The sequence below is a fragment of the Flavobacterium sp. GNP001 genome (assembly GCF_054343775.1).
In genome coordinates this window covers 497031-513140 of record NZ_JBTGUX010000001.1, presented here as the reverse complement: position 1 = coordinate 513140, position 16110 = coordinate 497031, and the positions used below count along the sequence as shown (strand labels likewise).

Here is a 16110-nt window from a genome sequence, read left to right as displayed (position 1 = left end):
ACTTGCAGCAAATAGCTCGACGACTTTCTTGATCTTGCCCTAACAAAAGGCAAGAGCAAGAAAAGCGCAACGCCAAAAGGGAGACACTATTCATAAACAATGTGAGCTGCAATAAACATAGAGTGATGCATCAAAATTGAATATACAAAAAGCCATACAATAATAGGAGACTTTATTTATATTTGCAGCATGTTTACATTCTTAAAACCCAAACCGATCTTGAGGGACTTGATCCCTGATCATCATATTGACATACACTCTCACTTGCTTCCAGGTATTGATGATGGAGCTCAAACTGTGAACGAAACCCATGCTCTTGTAAAGGCGTTGCAAAGTTTTGGGATTTCTGAGATTATTACTACTCCTCATATTATTCAACATGTATGGAACAACACCAAGGAGGGTATCATTAATAAGGAACAATCTACTTTATTGGACTTAAATGCAAACGGATTTGTATTGCCGTTTAAAGCTGCAGCTGAATACTTGATGGACGACCAGTTTGTCACACTTTTTCAAGAAGGCACTCTTTTAACTCTAAAGGATAATTATGTGTTAGTAGAAATGTCATACATTAATGCACCAATACAGCTGTACAGTATTTTGTTTGACTTGCAAGTGGCAGGATATATTCCTGTGTTAGCACATCCTGAGCGATACCTCTTTTATCACAAGAACAGCAGTGAGTATGATAAACTTTTGCGAGCAGGCTGTGTCTTTCAATTGAACCTACTTTCGGTAGTAGGGTATTATGGTGAAGCAATTTCAAAAATCGCAAATCAATTACTACAGAAAGGCATGTATACTTATGTAGGAACGGATGTACATCATTTAAAACATATTGCAGCTTTTGAAAACAAAGTACTTTTGAAAGACCTAAAACCACTTGAAGAAGCCTTTGCTAACAATCAATTTTTTAAAAGTACAGGTCTTTAAGACTGGCTCAAAAAGCTTGATCACTTAACATAAAAAAAACGGGCACTATAGCCTTACGCTACAGTACCCGTTTTTCATGAAGATATTCTCTATTTAATTCCAAGTAGTCGTTTGTACCAAACTTTTTTCTCTACTTGTACTCCATAACCATAACCGTACCCATAACCTTTTGTTGAATCTGTATCATTAAGAAGCAAACACATGTTAGGCAACTTTTGTTCTTTGTACAAAGTGTTTGGTATATTAAGCATTCGTTTTTCTAAAAAATTAGCACGAGCTACGTAGATAAAACAATCCGCATGCTTGGCAATTAATAATGTATCTGTCACTAAACTTACGGGAGCCGTATCGACTATGATGTAATCGTATTGTTTTTTGAGTGATTCAAAGAGTCCATCTACTTTTTTATTCATTAACAACTCCGCTGGGTTGGGAGGGATAATTCCCGCTGGTAGAATATGGAAATCTTCGAAACCATCATACTTCACAATTAAATCTTCTAAAACTAGGGTTTTGCTAGACAAATAATTAGTTACACCACGATCTGGAATTGACAAGTACTCATCTAGTCTAGGATTACGAATATCCATTCCGATTAATAAAACTTTTTTTCCTGACAATGCAAAAGTTGCCGCTAAATTTACCGATACAAAGGTTTTACCTTCTTTAGGAAAGGTTGACGTCAGAAAAATTGTTTTTGCAATACCTTCTGGTACCTTGGTCAACATAAACTCTAAGTTCGTTCGGATGATTCGTAATGCTTCGGCTGAACTGGTTCTGCTCTCTGATTTTATAATTTCAGAAGGAGAATCGGATGAAGGCACGTCACCAATAAAGGGAATTGGCGATTTACCCTCCAAATCCAAACGGCTTTTAATTTTAGTATCTAAAAGATCCAGCAAATAAATGATAGCGAAAGGAATCAATAAACCTAGGAAAAGAGCACCTAAATAAATAATGCTTTTTTTAGGTGAAATTGGAGCGTACGATCCTTTTGCAGAGTCTACAACACGTGCAATTGACTCAGTTGCAGCAAGCGCTATAGCAGTCTCTTCGCGTTTTTGCAAAAGATACAAGTACAATTCTTCTTTTACTTTTTGTTGGCGTGCAATTACTCTAAATTGACGTTCTTGCGACGGGATTTTTTTTATTTTACTGTTGAAAACACCTTCTTGACTCCCTAAATCTCTTTTTTGAATCATCAAATTATTTTTTTGACGACTCAAACTAGCTGCAACATTTGATTTCAAAGCATTGATTTGTTCACTAATTTTAACTACCGTTGGATTGACCTCTGTTGCCGTTTTAAGAATGCGATTGCGAGTCAAAACTAACTGATTGTAATCTTGGATAAGTTCTTGCGCTTCTCCACTTGCAATATTAGTTGGTAATAAATCAGAAGGTGTACTTTTCTTTAAAAAATCAGTCAACGATGCAATCACATTCAATTGAATATCTGTCTCGATCCCTTTTTTGTCATACTCGCTTGAACCTTCTATAAAAAGTTGTGCCTCTGCCTCGATGTTGGTTAGCTGATTTCCTGTTTTAAAACTTTCTACATTTTTTTCAACACCATCTAACTCTTCAGTGATCAGAGCCAAACGATTTGCTATGAATTTGGAAGTGTTTTCAGAAATGAAGTTTTTATCGGCAGCAGCTTCTTCATTGTAATTTTGCACCAAATTATTCAAAAAATCTTCAGCTTGTTCTACTACAGGATCTACAAGGGACAACTCTACTACACTACTCGTTTTGCTCAACAAAGCTACACTTAAGCGTGACCTAAAACTAGTTGCTACACTTTCTAGAGGGTTGATTATGATTTTGATTGGACGCACCTCATCATTGTAAGGTTGCGTGTTGACCAAGGATTTGTTAATCACCAAAGTTCCATACTTAGTGCGTATAGGTTGCCCATAACGAAACACTTTTTTCCCTCCTTCTAAGACATTTCCTTGACCTAACAAATCAATAAATTGAAAAGTATCATTGGACAATGCCCAAAATTGATAGGATCGACCTTCGTTGTAGAAATCAGATTTTTTTTCAAGATAAGTTAGTAGAATTGGTGCTTTATTGTACAAATTAGTACTAAGCACCTTACCTTCAACAATAAACGCAATATTCAAGTTCATTTTACGAACGGTATTCTCAACCAAACTGCGAGATTTGAGAATTTCAATTTCGTTGTCTAAATTACTTTTACCGCCACTAATACCCATATCTGCAAAAGCAGACAGCTCTGAGGACAAGCCTCCTTTTTTGTCATCCTTAACTAAAATTGTTGTCGCCGCTTTGTACTGCGGAATTGAATAGCGCAAATAAATGTACGCCACACTCATCGTTATTGCCACTCCTAAAACAAACCACCTCCAATAGGAAAGGTACTGATCTACAATAGCCCTAATTTGAAAATCCTGTTCTGGTGTATCATTTAGCATAGAATTGTTTTCCATGGTCATAGCTTATTTTAAAGTGGTGATTATGAAAGTTGCCAATGATATTAATATACCCGTAACGGAGAATATCAAGTTTGTACTTGGCCCAGTAGCAGATCCGTCAATTCTATTTTGATTTGGCTCTACGTATACCACATCATTTTGTGACAAATAGTAAAAAGGTGAATTCATAAATTCAGCCTTTGTGATATCAATTCTATTATAGGAGCGAACCCCTTCCACCTCGCGAATCACCAAAATATTATTTCTTTTACCATACACCGTTAAATCTCCCGCCATAGTTAGGGCTTCAATCAGAGTCACCCTTTCAGATGCTATTGGATAACTTCCTGGTGCAGCAACTTCTCCTTGTACTGAGACTTTAAAATTACTAATTCGAAGACTAACGATAGGCTTTTTTATGTATTTGGATAACTCCTGCTCTAGTGATTGTAAAGCCTCACTACGAGATAAACCACTTATTTTGAATTTACCAACTGTTGGGAGGTCAATGTACCCATAAGCATCTACTAAATAAGAGGATCCAGCCGAGCTTCCTGATGTCAACTCTGTTGACATATTTAAATTGAATGACTTTACAGCTTCGGCATCGTCTGCGTAAACAGTGAGTAACAATAAGTCATCAGGTTGTATTTTAATTTCATAGCTATTTAAGCCTTTTTGACTTGATTGATTATCAACATCTTGATAATAAATCATATCCTTACGCGAAGCGCAAGAGCACAACAATACTACAAAAACCACAAAGAGTGCTGTTTTTTGTAAAAGAATGTGTTTCATATTTCTTAGTTTAAAAGACACCAAAGATAGTAATTATAATCATACAAACTTGCCAGATTTATGCTAAGAAGCTTTTAAATTCTAGCATTAACCTATGCGGCGATGCTCCAACTTGCGACAGACTATCCTAGGCTTTATCTCGTACTAAACTTTTTGGATAATTGTCCAAAAAAATCAATTCTAATATTTATTGTGTCGGAAAATAGCGGAAAATTTTCAACAGCCAATAAAACTTGAAAAGAGGCGTATCTAGGATTTTTATCTGACTAATCCTACTCAATTTCGACACAAATTGTCGCAAAAATCAATAGCTTTTGATTGTGGTCTGCTCGCACTTCACTTGTGATCAAATTGTCATGATCTACTTTAAAATTGACATTAATAGCACTCTACAGGATCTTAAAATCAAGAGCATAAAAAAACAGGCGATTGGATGCCTGTTTCGTTTAATTAAATTAATGTGTATTTATTTATGTTACTTATCTAGTGTTTCGAAACTAGAGTTCATGCTTTTGAATTCGGGTACAATTTTTTTCATTTGCCCAACGATGGCATCACCTGCAAAGTTTTTAGAAATGGAGATCAATTCATAAATCTCTTGGTGAAGATTCTCATATTCTTCTTGAATTTCTTGTGCAATCATAATTTTGGCATGATGCGTTGGAATAGACTTTGAGGTATCATTGAGTAGTTCTTCGTACAGTTTTTCTCCTGGTCGTAAACCCACTACTTCAATCTTTATGTCTTTTTCAGGCAGAAATCCCGCCAATTTTATCATTTTACGAGCCAAATCTATAATCCTAACAGGTTTACCCATATCAAAAATGTAAATTTCACCTCCTTTACCCATTGCGCCCGCTTCAAGTACCAATTGGCAAGCCTCGGGAATGGTCATGAAATAACGGATAATATCTTTGTGAGTTATGGTCACTGGACCGCCTTGGGCAATTTGTTTTGTAAAAAGCGGCACTACAGATCCATTAGATCCTAAAACATTACCAAATCGTGTGGTGATAAATTTTGTGGCTGCCTTTTCGTTCTCTTGTCGATTTTTTAACTGTAGCGATTGCACGTATTTCTCTGCAATTCTTTTACTAGCACCCATTACATTACTTGGGTTTACCGCCTTATCGGTAGAAACCATTACAAATTTTTTGACCTTGTACAAGCAAGATAAATCTGCTAGTATCTTTGTACCTACTACATTCGTAAAAACGGCTTGACAAGGATTATCCTCCATTAAAGGTACATGTTTGTATGCTGCAGCATGAAAAACAACTTGAGGAGCGTAGGTTTTAAAAACCATATCCATTGCTTCAAGGTTGCGAATATCACCAATAATTGTGCGAATCTCTACATCAATCCCTAAAACTGCTGTTTCTAATTGTAAATGATGCAAAGGCGTTTCAGCCTGATCCAGCATGATGACCAATTTTGGATTAAAAGTGATTACTTGTCTTACTATTTCACTACCTATTGAACCGGCCGCTCCCGTGATTAGAATAACTTTATCTTTCAATTGTTTAGAAATCCCTTTGTTATCTAAAACGATAGGCTTACGCTCTAACAAGTCCTCAATTTCAATTGTCTTCACTTTTTGAGAAATCTCCTTTTGATTTTCCCAATCCGAAATTAATGGTACGGTATAAACTTTTAAATTGTATTCCAAACATTGATCTACAAATGCAATTTGATCCTCTTTAGACAACGACTTATCTGCAATAATGACACTTTGAGCATTTACAGATCGCATCAATGTTGGCAATTTCTTTTTGAGTACTAGGATTGGTAAGTCTAACATCCTTTTGGATGCATTTTGATTGTTTTTATCCACAAACCCTACAATTTTGAAACGAGAAGGCGTTTCAAAATTAAGCGCATTGGCAACAGAAATTGCATTTGCATCAGTGCCGTAAATTACCGTTCGAATTAGATTTGCGCTCTTTTTATCTGAGAAATACAATTCGAAAGCTTGTTTTACCAAAACGCGGTATAAAAATAATCCACAAAAAGACAAAGTGGTATTAAAAAACAAAGCGGTGTTTAGTAAAGGCTTGAAACCAAGAGAAACCAAGCAGATAAAATTCAGCAGTACAAAGACAATCAATACTGAAGCCTGAGAGAAGAATAATTTAACTGCATCGATGTAAGATGAATGTCTTATAATTCCAGAATAAGTTCGAAATAGCCAAAAGAAAAATAAGTTTGTCCCAAAAAAAGAAAAGATAAATGCTACGTTGTGATGAGTTACAATATAACTCATTCGCATCCCTTGGAAAATCAAAAAAGTAGATACAAAACTAACCATTAACACCATCATGTCAATACTTACAATGATCCACCTAGGTAGATAGCCTAAATTTTTCATATTAAGTCTAACATTCAGCTTTTCTGCCAATGAAGCAATAAATTTAATCGATTTTTTCTTAGAAGAATTATGCAAAATTTTTGATTTATTTAATATTACTTACAGTACAAATATAATAATTAAAGTAGGCCATTGTACACCATTATTTCGATAAATATTTTTGAAGTAAGCTACCTTGTTCACCTTCAAATAACATACGGGTTCCTTCAGGCTATGTATAGGGTATGTACGGGATATGTATGGAGTATTTCAGAAGTACTTTCAATGAGGTACTTTTAAATTATGACCTTTTGATTGCATTAATTATCGATAATAATTCCCTGCCAATTAAAGTGTATTTAAATATAGTCTACGTTTCAATTCCGTAGTTAAAAACACTCGAACTGACCTTTTGAAAAACACACCTAATTATTTGTAATTAAGCAGTACCTTCAATATCGCTTGTTTAATACGCGTTTTATCAGTGTCAGTCAAATTAGACCCTGAAGGCAAACACAAGCCATTTTCAAATAAGTCCTGAGAAACCGTTGTGCCATAATAGGCATATTGTTCAAAAATTGGTTGTAAGTGCATGGGTTTCCATAATGGTCTTGACTCAATTTGTTCTGCGTCGAGTGCCAAGCGCAACTGTTCGCTTGTTAAGCCATTTGTTTTTGTAGGATCAATCACGATAGCGCTTAGCCAATAATTTGCAAAATAATCCGAGTCAGGCGAAGAGAAAACAGTGATACCCTCTTCATCTTGAAATAATTCTTCGTAAAAATCATGCATTTCGCGACGTTTAGCTACATGATCATCCAGTACTTCCATTTGTCCACGACCAATTCCAGCACAAATGTTACTCATTCTGTAATTATAGCCAATTTCACTGTGTTGGTAATGCGGTGCTGCATCTCTAGCTTGAGTAGCATAATAAATCGCTCGCTCCTTTATTGCCTCAGATTGTGCTACCAAAGCACCACCTCCAGAAGTAGTAATGATTTTGTTACCATTGAAAGATAATGCTGCAATATCACCAAAGGTGCCACATTTTTGGCCCTTGTAAGTACTGCCCAATGCTTCTGCGCTGTCTTCTAAAATTGGAATCTCGTATTGATCTGCTATCGCTCTGATAGCTTCAATTTGATAAGGAACTCCGTATAGATGCACTGCAATAATAGCCTTAGGCTTTTTTCCTTTCGCTATTTCTTGTACAATTGCTTGCTCTAGTGCTACTGGGCAAAGGTTCCATGTAGCGATCTCGCTATCAATGAATACTGGTATTGCACCTTGATACAAAATTGGATTTGCTGATGCAGAAAAAGTCATACTTTGGCATAAAACTACGTCACCAGCTTGTACCCCAAGGAGCACCAACCCTAAATGCAATGCTGCTGTACCTGAACTTAAAGCTCCAACATGTGCGTTGTTCCCTAAGTACGATTCTAAATCTTTTTCAAAGCCAGTAACATTTGGTCCTAGCGGAGCAACCCAATTGGTATCAAAAGCTTCTTGTACGTATTTTTGTTCATTGCCTCCCATGTGTGGAGAGGACAACCAAATTTTTGAATTATTCATTTTATATATCTAAGTATTGTTTTCCAAATAATTTTAAGATCACCCAAAATTGAATTGTGATAATAGTATTGTAAATTAAGTTTGACTTTATCAGGAAAAATGATAGCGTCATTATAGTGTTTGGGATTTTGCTTTTGTTTCAAAAGATTTTCTTCATTAAAATATTTAATTGACGCTTCACTAGTTAATCCTGGTTTTAGTTCCAAGACATGCAAATCTTCACCCTTAAGTGTATTGTAATATCCTTCGATATCTGGGCGAGGCCCAACAAAACTCATCTCACCGATAAAAATATTAATCAACTGAGGTAATTCATCAATTTTAGTTCGGCGAAAAAAAGAACCCGTTCTTGAAATTCTTGTCTCGCCATCAGATCCTACCTTCATTGTTTTTATTTTTATAATGGTAAAAGGACGGCCGTATTGGCCTATACGCTTTTGCAAGAAAAAACCTGAACTGCGGGTATCTAAAGTAGCGACAAAGTAACTCAATACAATAATCCACCCAAACAACAATAAGGAAGAAAAGGAACCAAGTAAATCAAAAAAACGTTTAATCATTATTATTTTAATAAGCTAACATTTAACTATAGCATCTTAAAATTGGCACTAAGAAAATCATTTTACACTTCATGAAACTTTATTGGCTTAGCTGGTATTCCTACCGCAGTACAATTTTCTGGAAGTGTTTTAGAAACTACTGCACCAGCACCAACAATAGTATTAGAACCTATCTCCAATTGATTGATAATTTTAACACCTGTACCAACGTAAACTTTTTCATGAATTATTACTTCGCCAGAAATATTGACAGAAGGCATAAATGACGAAAAAGAAGAAAGAGTTGTATCGTGTCCTACGGTACACATTAGATTAAGAATAACAAAATCTTCAATTTTAATATTACAAGTAATGATACAACTGGCACAAACTATACAACCGTCACCAATTTCAACAAAATCATTAGAGATTAATACGTTGGGATGTATAAGTGATGGAAAGGAAATTTGTTCATTTTTTATTTTTGAAAATAAAGTAAACTTAGTTTTGGGATCTCCAATAGCAATAGCAATGGCTAAAGCACTCTCTATTAAATTAACGTCTTCTACCCCTCCTAAAACTGGGTATCCGTTAACTAGACTTCCTTTTTCAAAACCATCATCATAAAATCCAACAAATTGATAGGTTGGATTTATCATATTGATACTGTCAATTAATGTTTTAACTTCTCTTCCAAAACCACCTGCTCCTATTATCGCAATTTTTTTCATAGCTCCTTATTTTGTTGTACCTGTAAATGCTTTCATAGTAACTTCACCATCTTGGGAAATTCCTTCTCTAACAAATACTTTTTTTACTGTTAGTAATAAAATTCTAATATCCAAGATCAAGCTACAATTCATCACATACCAAACATCATAGTCAAATTTCTGTTCCCAACTGATGGCATTGCGACCATTGACCTGAGCCCATCCTGTTATTCCTGGCTTTACCTCATGTCTTCGCTGCTGCAGCTCATTGTATAAATGCAAATATTCTGGCAACAACGGACGTGGTCCTACAATGCTCATATCACCTTTCAAAACATTTAGCAATTGTGGAAGTTCATCCAAAGAGGTCTTACGTACAAAGCTACCAATTTTTGTCAATCGCTCGGCATCGGGCAACAAATTACCGTCGGCAGATTTACGATCATTCATAGTTTTGAATTTGATAATCTTAAACAATCTACCGTTCAAACCCGGGCGAACCTGCACAAAAAATGGCTTTCCCGAATTGGCAAAAAACAACCCAATAAAAGCAACTAAAAACAATGGACTCAATAGCAGTAGTAAACTTAATGCGGTTAAAAAATCAAAGACAGGTTTTATTATATTTTTATACATCTGATCGGAATTATCATTTATTTTTTTTATCCAAAAAATTACTTTTTATCAAATAATCTACAATTTGATCAGCACCAAATTTAGTTAAGTGACTGTCATCAAACATATAAGGTATTTTGTTTTTTGAATCAAATTTTTTAATACCCTTTAGGTTATAAATGTCAATGTAATTTTTTTTAGGTTTAAATGACTTCAAGTAATTATTTAAATCAGATGTTTCTTTGTTTATGTAGCGATCATAATTAGCTTTTTCATTAGCTTTTGTAATAGCAATTATTCTTGGAAATGGCAATAGATATGATTCTGTTTGCCCTAAAACTATAAATTTAATTCTCTTGTCCTCATAATATTTTATTAACTGCAACATTTTAATTTTCAATTCTTCTTTACTGTAATCAATCAAATTATATTGATACATAGGCCAATGCACCGAAAAAACCACAATGTCGATATTTTTATATTGTTCAGGAAGAAAATCGCTGTATAAAAAATTCATTAATCTTTTTGAATCATCTTTTCCTATAGCATCAATAAATGGAAATGTAAAACCTGCACTTACCTCAATTATATTTTCATCTTTTAAATTTTCTCTAAATGATTTTGAGTATTGAGCAGAATGACTATCCCCTATTAAAAGAATATTTCTTTTTGTAGTACTTATTTTTAAACATTCTTCTTTCTTGTAAGACTTAATACTAGTCCCTCCATCGATGTAACATCCACAAGGATTGTATTGATCTTTCATTTCTTTTTTATGTAAATCAAAATAATTTACAATTTCATATGTTGAATTATTGTAGACAGATACAATTTTAGAAAAGCTATTTATTGGAAAAAAGAAAACAAACATGATAAAAAAGAAATTATAATGGAAAACAATAGTACCCTTTTATAATTTAGAAATTTTTCATTTTGTTCTACAAAGTAATAAGAAAGTATTGCCATCACCATTGATATAATCAACATCATAACAGTAGTTACGAAATTGATAATTCCAAAGTATTTAAATATTATAAAAATTGGCCAATGCCATAAATAGAGAGAATAAGATATCTTTCCAAAAAATTGTATTAGTTTATTTTTAAAAAATTTATTGTTATAATCCGATAATGTCAAGATCAAAAAAGTGCTTATGACAGGTATAATGGTAAAATAAGATGGCCATAAAAAACTCTCATTGATTAGCATACTACACAATAAAATTGTCACCAAGGAAAACAAGACAATGATCTTTTTCCAGTTTCCAGAAATAAAATCCTTTATTGAATTTGAGTAAAGAAAGGCAAGACCCCCAAAAGTCATTTCCCAGGCCCGTGTCGGAAACATATAAAAAGTAAAGCTATTAAACTCTTTGGTTAAAAAAGCAGCAGCTAAAAATGAGAATACAGTAATGAGAATTAATACTTTAGCAATAAGATTTCTTTTCTTTAAATATTTTTTTCTAAAAAGCAACAATATAATCGGGTACAAGATATAAAACTGCCATTCTACAGATAATGACCAAGTATGAAGTAAAATATTTTCATGAGAAGCGGGATCGAAATAACCACTGTAAAGCCAATAATAAACATTCGAAACAAAAAAATTACTTAAAAATATGTAGATTGAATTAATCTTTACGTCGTTAGCAAAAAAAAGAATATTCGAAATTAATAATACGAACAGTAGCAAAACCAGTAGTGCGGGAATGATGCGTTTAACCCTATTAATGTAAAATATCTTTAAATTAAAATTCTGATTGTCAAATCCCGTCAAAATTATTTTTGTCATCAAAAAACCAGAAATAACAAAAAAAACATCTACCCCAATAAAACCTCCAGAGAAAAAAGGGACCTTAAAGTGATAAAACACAACCACCAATACTGATAGTGCGCGTAACAAACCAATATCATATCTAAAATTACTTTGTTCTTTCATGTATTATATTTTTTGTAAGTATCAAGTACAGCTTCCCAAACCATTTGTTGCTTGTATCTTGTTACAATTATTTCTCGAGCGCTATGCGCTAAATTATTAGTTAAAACATTATCCTGCAACAACAAGTCCATTTGCGTCAATAGGCTTTGGGTATCGCGAACTGGAATTACAATACCGTTGCTATTATCTTGAATAATCTCATTACTACCACTAATGTTAGTAACTATACTAGGTAATCCCATAGCGCCCGCTTGCAAAACCACGTTGGGAAACCCTTCTCGGTAACTTGGAAACACAAATACATTCGAAATACTTAAATACGATCGAATATCTGCTTGAAATCCAACTGAAATAATGGCTCGATTAGTAGAAATAGCCTGCAGCGTGGCAGCAGATAACGGGTCCAATTCAGATTCCAAAGGCCCCACCAAAAGTAATTTACAATGCGTATTGTTTTTAGACAATTCAGAAAAAGCCGATACCAACTCATTGACGCCTTTATCTGCAACCAAACGACCTACAAAAACAAAAACAAAATCAGACAAGTTTAATTGCAGTTCCTTTCTCAAAGTTAATTGTTCCGACTCCGAAACTTGACTTTGATCAAAAAAGGCTGTATCAATGCCGTTCACATTCCCATTGGCAAGAACGTGCAACGGCTTAGTAGTAACTTTATAACGCTGCAAATCGCTCTTTACTCCTTCACCTTCTGGAAAAATATGTGTGGCAAAACGGCACAAAACTTTGTCCATAAACAGTAACAAGGTTTGCATTAATCCTTTTTTATACGGAAAAATCAAACCGGTAAAAGTATGCATGCGAACTGGAACTCCAGCAAAATAAGCCGCAGTCATACTCAACAAGCCAGCTTTAGGCGTAATTGAATGTACGATTTGTGGTTTTTCTTTTTTAAACAAAAAATACATTTTAACCAAAGAGACCAAATCTTTGATAGGAGCTATACTTCGACTCATAGGTACTGAAACAACACGAACACCTTCACGTTCTGCAACAGTTTCTAAATGACCATCGGCTCCAGACACCGCGACAACTTCATAGTGGGAATTCAAAAAGGAAAGTTGACCTTTTAGCAATATATCCAACGAAATAGCAACCGTAGCGGTACGAATGAGTTTAGGTTTGGAGTAGTTCTTCATACAAATCGATATGTTTTTGAACCATTATTTTTATATCGTATTGCAAGGCACGCTGCATACACAAGTCAGCAACAGCATCTGAAAAAGCGCTATCATTAAGTAAGGTTGTCACTAGCTCTGCCAATTGCACTGCATTACCTTGCTCAAACAAAATACCTGCACCACCTACAACATCAGACAAACCAGGCACATTAGAGGCTATAAAGGGTTTTCCTGCAGCCATTCCTTCAATACTTGACAATGATAAGCCTTCATAATGTGAAGATAAAACCACCACATCAGCCGTTTTCAATAAAGCAGCTACGTCCATACGTAAGCCCAAAAAATGAACTCTATTTTGTAATTGCAACGAAACAACTAGGGCCTCACAAATAGGTTTGGTTACACCATCTCCAACAAGCAGTAAGTGTACATGGGAAGGTAAAAGAGCCAAAGCTCGAATCAAGGTAAGCTGGTCTTTTTGCTCCCGAAAACCAGCAACTTGCAACAACAATTTGGCATCCGTAATATTCCAAGATTCTGCAAAATCCGACCTATATTGAGGCGTTGCGATGATTGCATCCAAATCAACCCCATTGTGAATAACTAGAAATTTTGATTCTTTGGAGTGAAGATGCTTTTGTAATAACGTTTGAACTTCTTCAGTGATACATACTATTCTAGTATAAAAAGAATAAATAAAGCGATCAATCAAACCAAATAATTTCGATTCCATGCGTCTATTATGCGTGTTATGCTCTGTAAAAAGGAGCTTAACTTTCGAAAAAGAAAGTAATTTGGCAAAGACAGTCCAATATTGCGCTGGAAACAAATGCACATGAACTAAATCATACTGCCTTAAATACGGGATCATTTTAAAAATAAGTATCGGATTATATACCGAACCCGTACCCAAAGAAAAAATCCGGCAACACGACTGCTCTTTTAGTTTTTTTAGAAAAGGAGTTTCGCTACCATTTAAAACCAATAAATCTACCAAAATACCTTTTTGATAATAGAGCGGAAGCGTGTCTAACAACAATTTTTCTGCACCACCTGTGCTTAAGGAGTTTATAACGTGTAGGATTTTCATTTATCTAATTAGTAATAATAAAATTAGGAACTTCTTTAAATTCTTTTGATTTAACAAATTTATATCCTTGAATACTTCCTTGGATAAAATATATTATTGGGTAAAAATTCAACTTTATTAAACTGTAAATAACATGTATACCAAAACTCCAAAACAGTTTTACAGTAAAAGCTAAAACTGTAAAAAAACATTTAGAAAAAGAATTTGTCTTTAAATTATAACAAATGCGCCACCATAAAATAAATTGAATCTTAGCCCTTTTCAATAACTTTTTTGCGCTGGATTTATATTTATCGCTTGAGCTTCCTGCGTCTAAATGAACTATTCCACTATTATAATGAACAAGTAGCACGTAATTATTGATATATAGTTTATAAAAAAATAATAAATCATCTCCATAGGCAAATTCAAAATCATCCAACCATTTCTCATCTTGAAATTTTATTCTTTTATAAGATTCTAATTTCCATAAAGATGCCGGACCTGCAGCACTTTGAGAGAAGCAAACCGATTGTGAAGGTGCTTTGTTAAAAGAAAAAGAACCGTCTCGTTTAATTTTAAATGCCCAATCATCATCTTTTCTTGAGGTTACAAAATTAGTAGCAAAAGCAGCTAATTTATTTTTAAAAGACATATCCTGGTTTTTAAATGTATCTGCAGCTATGCAATCTGCATTGTGTAACTGTAAACCTTCAAAAAGTTTTTCTACAGCATCATTTGGTAAGTATACGTCATCATCAAGAAAAAGAACATAATCAGTATCAACTTCATCGTAAGATAATGCGCGCTGAGCAATCATACCTTTTGGAGTAAGTATATATTGCTCAATACCAACCGTTTCCGTTGGCCTGTCGTATCCCTCAGCAAGATAAACTAAAATCTTTTTGGGAGGAATTGTTTGATTTACCAACGAAGTTAATTCTTGCTGGTATTTAACACCTGCCTTACCTAAAGTTCTAATGGCAACACAATAAGACAAATTATTCATGTTTAACTTATTTATTTGTTTAACGGATCGCTTTAATATATATATATCTTTTTATTGTTCGCTTTTGATTAAATATTTTTGAAGGAAACAGCTTCTGATTTCACTTCTTAAAAACTCGGCTTAATTATTATCGGTCTTTTAAATAAAAAACAAGACTAAGAGGATAAGCTACTAGAGAGAAAGCTGGGTCAACTTGTCTCCATTTACTTTTAAAAGAAATATTTAAATATCTTGCAAATCGCCAATAATTAATAATAGCACGCAGTTTATTGTAGGAATCAATGGGCATTTTAGACAATTCTTTATAGAAATTAGTTGTACCTACGGGTGATTTTTTCCGAATCTGAAAGATGCTATTAGTCAACCCATCTTGTAAATAACCTCCTATATAAATAATTTTTGAAGTCCATAATATTTTATAATTAACCGACAAGCGGATAAAAAGTAATCCTTCGGTACAAAATTTTTCTCCATCTATTTTAGGAAATGGAAACTTTTTCAAGACATCAGTTCTGAAAACTTCTGCCATATCACCCTCGATACGATATTTAAATCGAAGTTCTAGAGCTGTGGCTTCAATATCTTTAAAAGTTTTTTTTGACCCGATATAAGTATCTTTGTCTAGACCTCGACGAAAAGAAAAACCTGCTAGGTCACCTCTATTTTGAATGTTTTTAAATTGATTTTCAATTATTTGAATTGCATTATCAACTAAATAATCATCACTATCAACAATAAAGAATAAATCCCCTTTAGCCAACTCAACACCTTTGTTAATTGCTATATGTTTTCCTTCATTCTCTTTTTTACAATAAACAATTGATAGTGTATTTTCTTCAATCCATCGAGAAACTAGCTCATCGGTAGTGTCAGAACTTCCATCATCAACAATAACCCATTCAAAATTCTTGTTATCTTGACGCAATAAACTTTCATACAAATTTGAAAGTATGTAAGCTCTATTATAAGTAGGTGTAAAAACGGTTATCAT

At 34.0% G+C, this 16110-nt stretch carries 14 protein-coding genes; 1 reads left to right on the top strand and 13 read right to left on the bottom strand.

Annotation, left to right across the window (positions count from 1 at the left end; all coding sequences use genetic code 11):
- The first annotated feature begins 189 nt into the window (after nt 1-189).
- Nucleotides 190-936: a tyrosine-protein phosphatase gene (locus tag ACXX8U_RS02100; protein ID WP_458564392.1), complete on the top strand. Its 747-nt coding sequence runs from the start codon at nt 190-192 to the stop codon at nt 934-936.
- An 89-nt stretch (nt 937-1025) separates the two neighbouring features.
- Here the strand turns inward: ACXX8U_RS02100 and ACXX8U_RS02095 are convergent, their stop codons facing one another.
- The 13 genes from ACXX8U_RS02095 to ACXX8U_RS02035 all read right to left on the bottom strand — a co-directional run bounded on the left by ACXX8U_RS02095 (nt 1026) and on the right by ACXX8U_RS02035 (nt 16110).
- Nucleotides 1026-3392 carry a GumC family protein gene (locus tag ACXX8U_RS02095; protein WP_458564391.1) on the bottom strand — a complete coding sequence of 789 codons (2367 nt, stop codon included), beginning with the start codon at nt 3390-3392 and terminating at the stop codon, nt 1026-1028.
- A gap of 9 nt (nt 3393-3401) precedes the next feature.
- Nucleotides 3402-4175, bottom strand: a complete 774-nt coding sequence (locus ACXX8U_RS02090; RefSeq protein WP_458564390.1) for a polysaccharide biosynthesis/export family protein — start codon at nt 4173-4175, stop codon at nt 3402-3404.
- Between the two features lie 475 nt (nt 4176-4650).
- Complete coding sequence (locus ACXX8U_RS02085) at nt 4651-6543, bottom strand: polysaccharide biosynthesis protein (protein WP_458564389.1); 1893 nt, start codon at nt 6541-6543, stop codon at nt 4651-4653.
- A 408-nt stretch (nt 6544-6951) separates the two neighbouring features.
- Complete coding sequence (locus ACXX8U_RS02080) at nt 6952-8100, bottom strand: DegT/DnrJ/EryC1/StrS family aminotransferase (protein ID WP_458564388.1); 1149 nt, start codon at nt 8098-8100, stop codon at nt 6952-6954.
- Nucleotides 8097-8660, bottom strand: coding sequence for a sugar transferase (locus ACXX8U_RS02075; protein WP_458564387.1), 564 nt, complete (start codon nt 8658-8660; stop codon nt 8097-8099). The genes ACXX8U_RS02080 and ACXX8U_RS02075 overlap by 4 nt, the downstream gene beginning before the upstream one ends.
- A gap of 62 nt (nt 8661-8722) precedes the next feature.
- The gene (locus tag ACXX8U_RS02070; protein WP_458564386.1) at nt 8723-9370 is read right to left on the bottom strand and encodes an acetyltransferase; all 648 of its coding nucleotides are present in this window, start codon (nt 9368-9370) and stop codon (nt 8723-8725) included.
- 6 nt (nt 9371-9376) lie between these two features.
- Entirely contained in the window at nt 9377-9985 is a 609-nt protein-coding gene (locus ACXX8U_RS02065; RefSeq protein ID WP_458564385.1) for a sugar transferase, read from the bottom strand.
- A gap of 13 nt (nt 9986-9998) precedes the next feature.
- Nucleotides 9999-10730 carry an SGNH hydrolase domain-containing protein gene (locus ACXX8U_RS02060; RefSeq protein ID WP_458564384.1) on the bottom strand — a complete coding sequence of 244 codons (732 nt, stop codon included), beginning with the start codon at nt 10728-10730 and terminating at the stop codon, nt 9999-10001.
- Nucleotides 10731-10810: 80 nt separating this feature from the next.
- Entirely contained in the window at nt 10811-11902 is a 1092-nt protein-coding gene (locus ACXX8U_RS02055; RefSeq protein WP_458564383.1) for an acyltransferase family protein, read from the bottom strand.
- Complete coding sequence (locus ACXX8U_RS02050; RefSeq protein ID WP_458564382.1) at nt 11899-13059, bottom strand: glycosyltransferase family 4 protein; 1161 nt, start codon at nt 13057-13059, stop codon at nt 11899-11901. The genes ACXX8U_RS02055 and ACXX8U_RS02050 overlap by 4 nt, the downstream gene beginning before the upstream one ends.
- Entirely contained in the window at nt 13037-14131 is a 1095-nt protein-coding gene (locus ACXX8U_RS02045) for a glycosyltransferase (protein ID WP_458564381.1), read from the bottom strand. Before ACXX8U_RS02045 ends, ACXX8U_RS02050 begins: the two co-directional genes overlap by 23 nt.
- Nucleotides 14132-14135: 4 nt before the next feature.
- The gene (locus ACXX8U_RS02040; protein ID WP_458564380.1) at nt 14136-15119 is read right to left on the bottom strand and encodes a glycosyltransferase family A protein; all 984 of its coding nucleotides are present in this window, start codon (nt 15117-15119) and stop codon (nt 14136-14138) included.
- A gap of 127 nt (nt 15120-15246) precedes the next feature.
- Nucleotides 15247-16110, bottom strand: a complete 864-nt coding sequence (locus ACXX8U_RS02035) for a glycosyltransferase family 2 protein (protein WP_458564379.1) — start codon at nt 16108-16110, stop codon at nt 15247-15249.

Coding starts and splice junctions, on each gene's coding strand:
- ACXX8U_RS02080 (WP_458564388.1), bottom strand. CDS start 8,100: ATGAATAATTCAAAAATTTGGTTGTCCTCTCCACACATGGGAGGCAAT.
- ACXX8U_RS02050 (WP_458564382.1), bottom strand. CDS start 13,059: ATGAAGAACTACTCCAAACCTAAACTCATTCGTACCGCTACGGTTGCT.
- ACXX8U_RS02095 (WP_458564391.1), bottom strand. CDS start 3,392: ATGGAAAACAATTCTATGCTAAATGATACACCAGAACAGGATTTTCAA.
- ACXX8U_RS02070 (WP_458564386.1), bottom strand. CDS start 9,370: ATGAAAAAAATTGCGATAATAGGAGCAGGTGGTTTTGGAAGAGAAGTT.
- ACXX8U_RS02040 (WP_458564380.1), bottom strand. CDS start 15,119: ATGAATAATTTGTCTTATTGTGTTGCCATTAGAACTTTAGGTAAGGCA.
- ACXX8U_RS02065 (WP_458564385.1), bottom strand. CDS start 9,985: ATGTATAAAAATATAATAAAACCTGTCTTTGATTTTTTAACCGCATTA.
- ACXX8U_RS02100 (WP_458564392.1), top strand. CDS start 190: ATGTTTACATTCTTAAAACCCAAACCGATCTTGAGGGACTTGATCCCT.
- ACXX8U_RS02060 (WP_458564384.1), bottom strand. CDS start 10,730: ATGAAAGATCAATACAATCCTTGTGGATGTTACATCGATGGAGGGACT.
- ACXX8U_RS02075 (WP_458564387.1), bottom strand. CDS start 8,660: ATGATTAAACGTTTTTTTGATTTACTTGGTTCCTTTTCTTCCTTATTG.
- ACXX8U_RS02045 (WP_458564381.1), bottom strand. CDS start 14,131: ATGAAAATCCTACACGTTATAAACTCCTTAAGCACAGGTGGTGCAGAA.
- ACXX8U_RS02085 (WP_458564389.1), bottom strand. CDS start 6,543: ATGAAAAATTTAGGCTATCTACCTAGGTGGATCATTGTAAGTATTGAC.
- ACXX8U_RS02035 (WP_458564379.1), bottom strand. CDS start 16,110: ATGATAACCGTTTTTACACCTACTTATAATAGAGCTTACATACTTTCA.
- ACXX8U_RS02090 (WP_458564390.1), bottom strand. CDS start 4,175: ATGAAACACATTCTTTTACAAAAAACAGCACTCTTTGTGGTTTTTGTA.
- ACXX8U_RS02055 (WP_458564383.1), bottom strand. CDS start 11,902: ATGAAAGAACAAAGTAATTTTAGATATGATATTGGTTTGTTACGCGCA.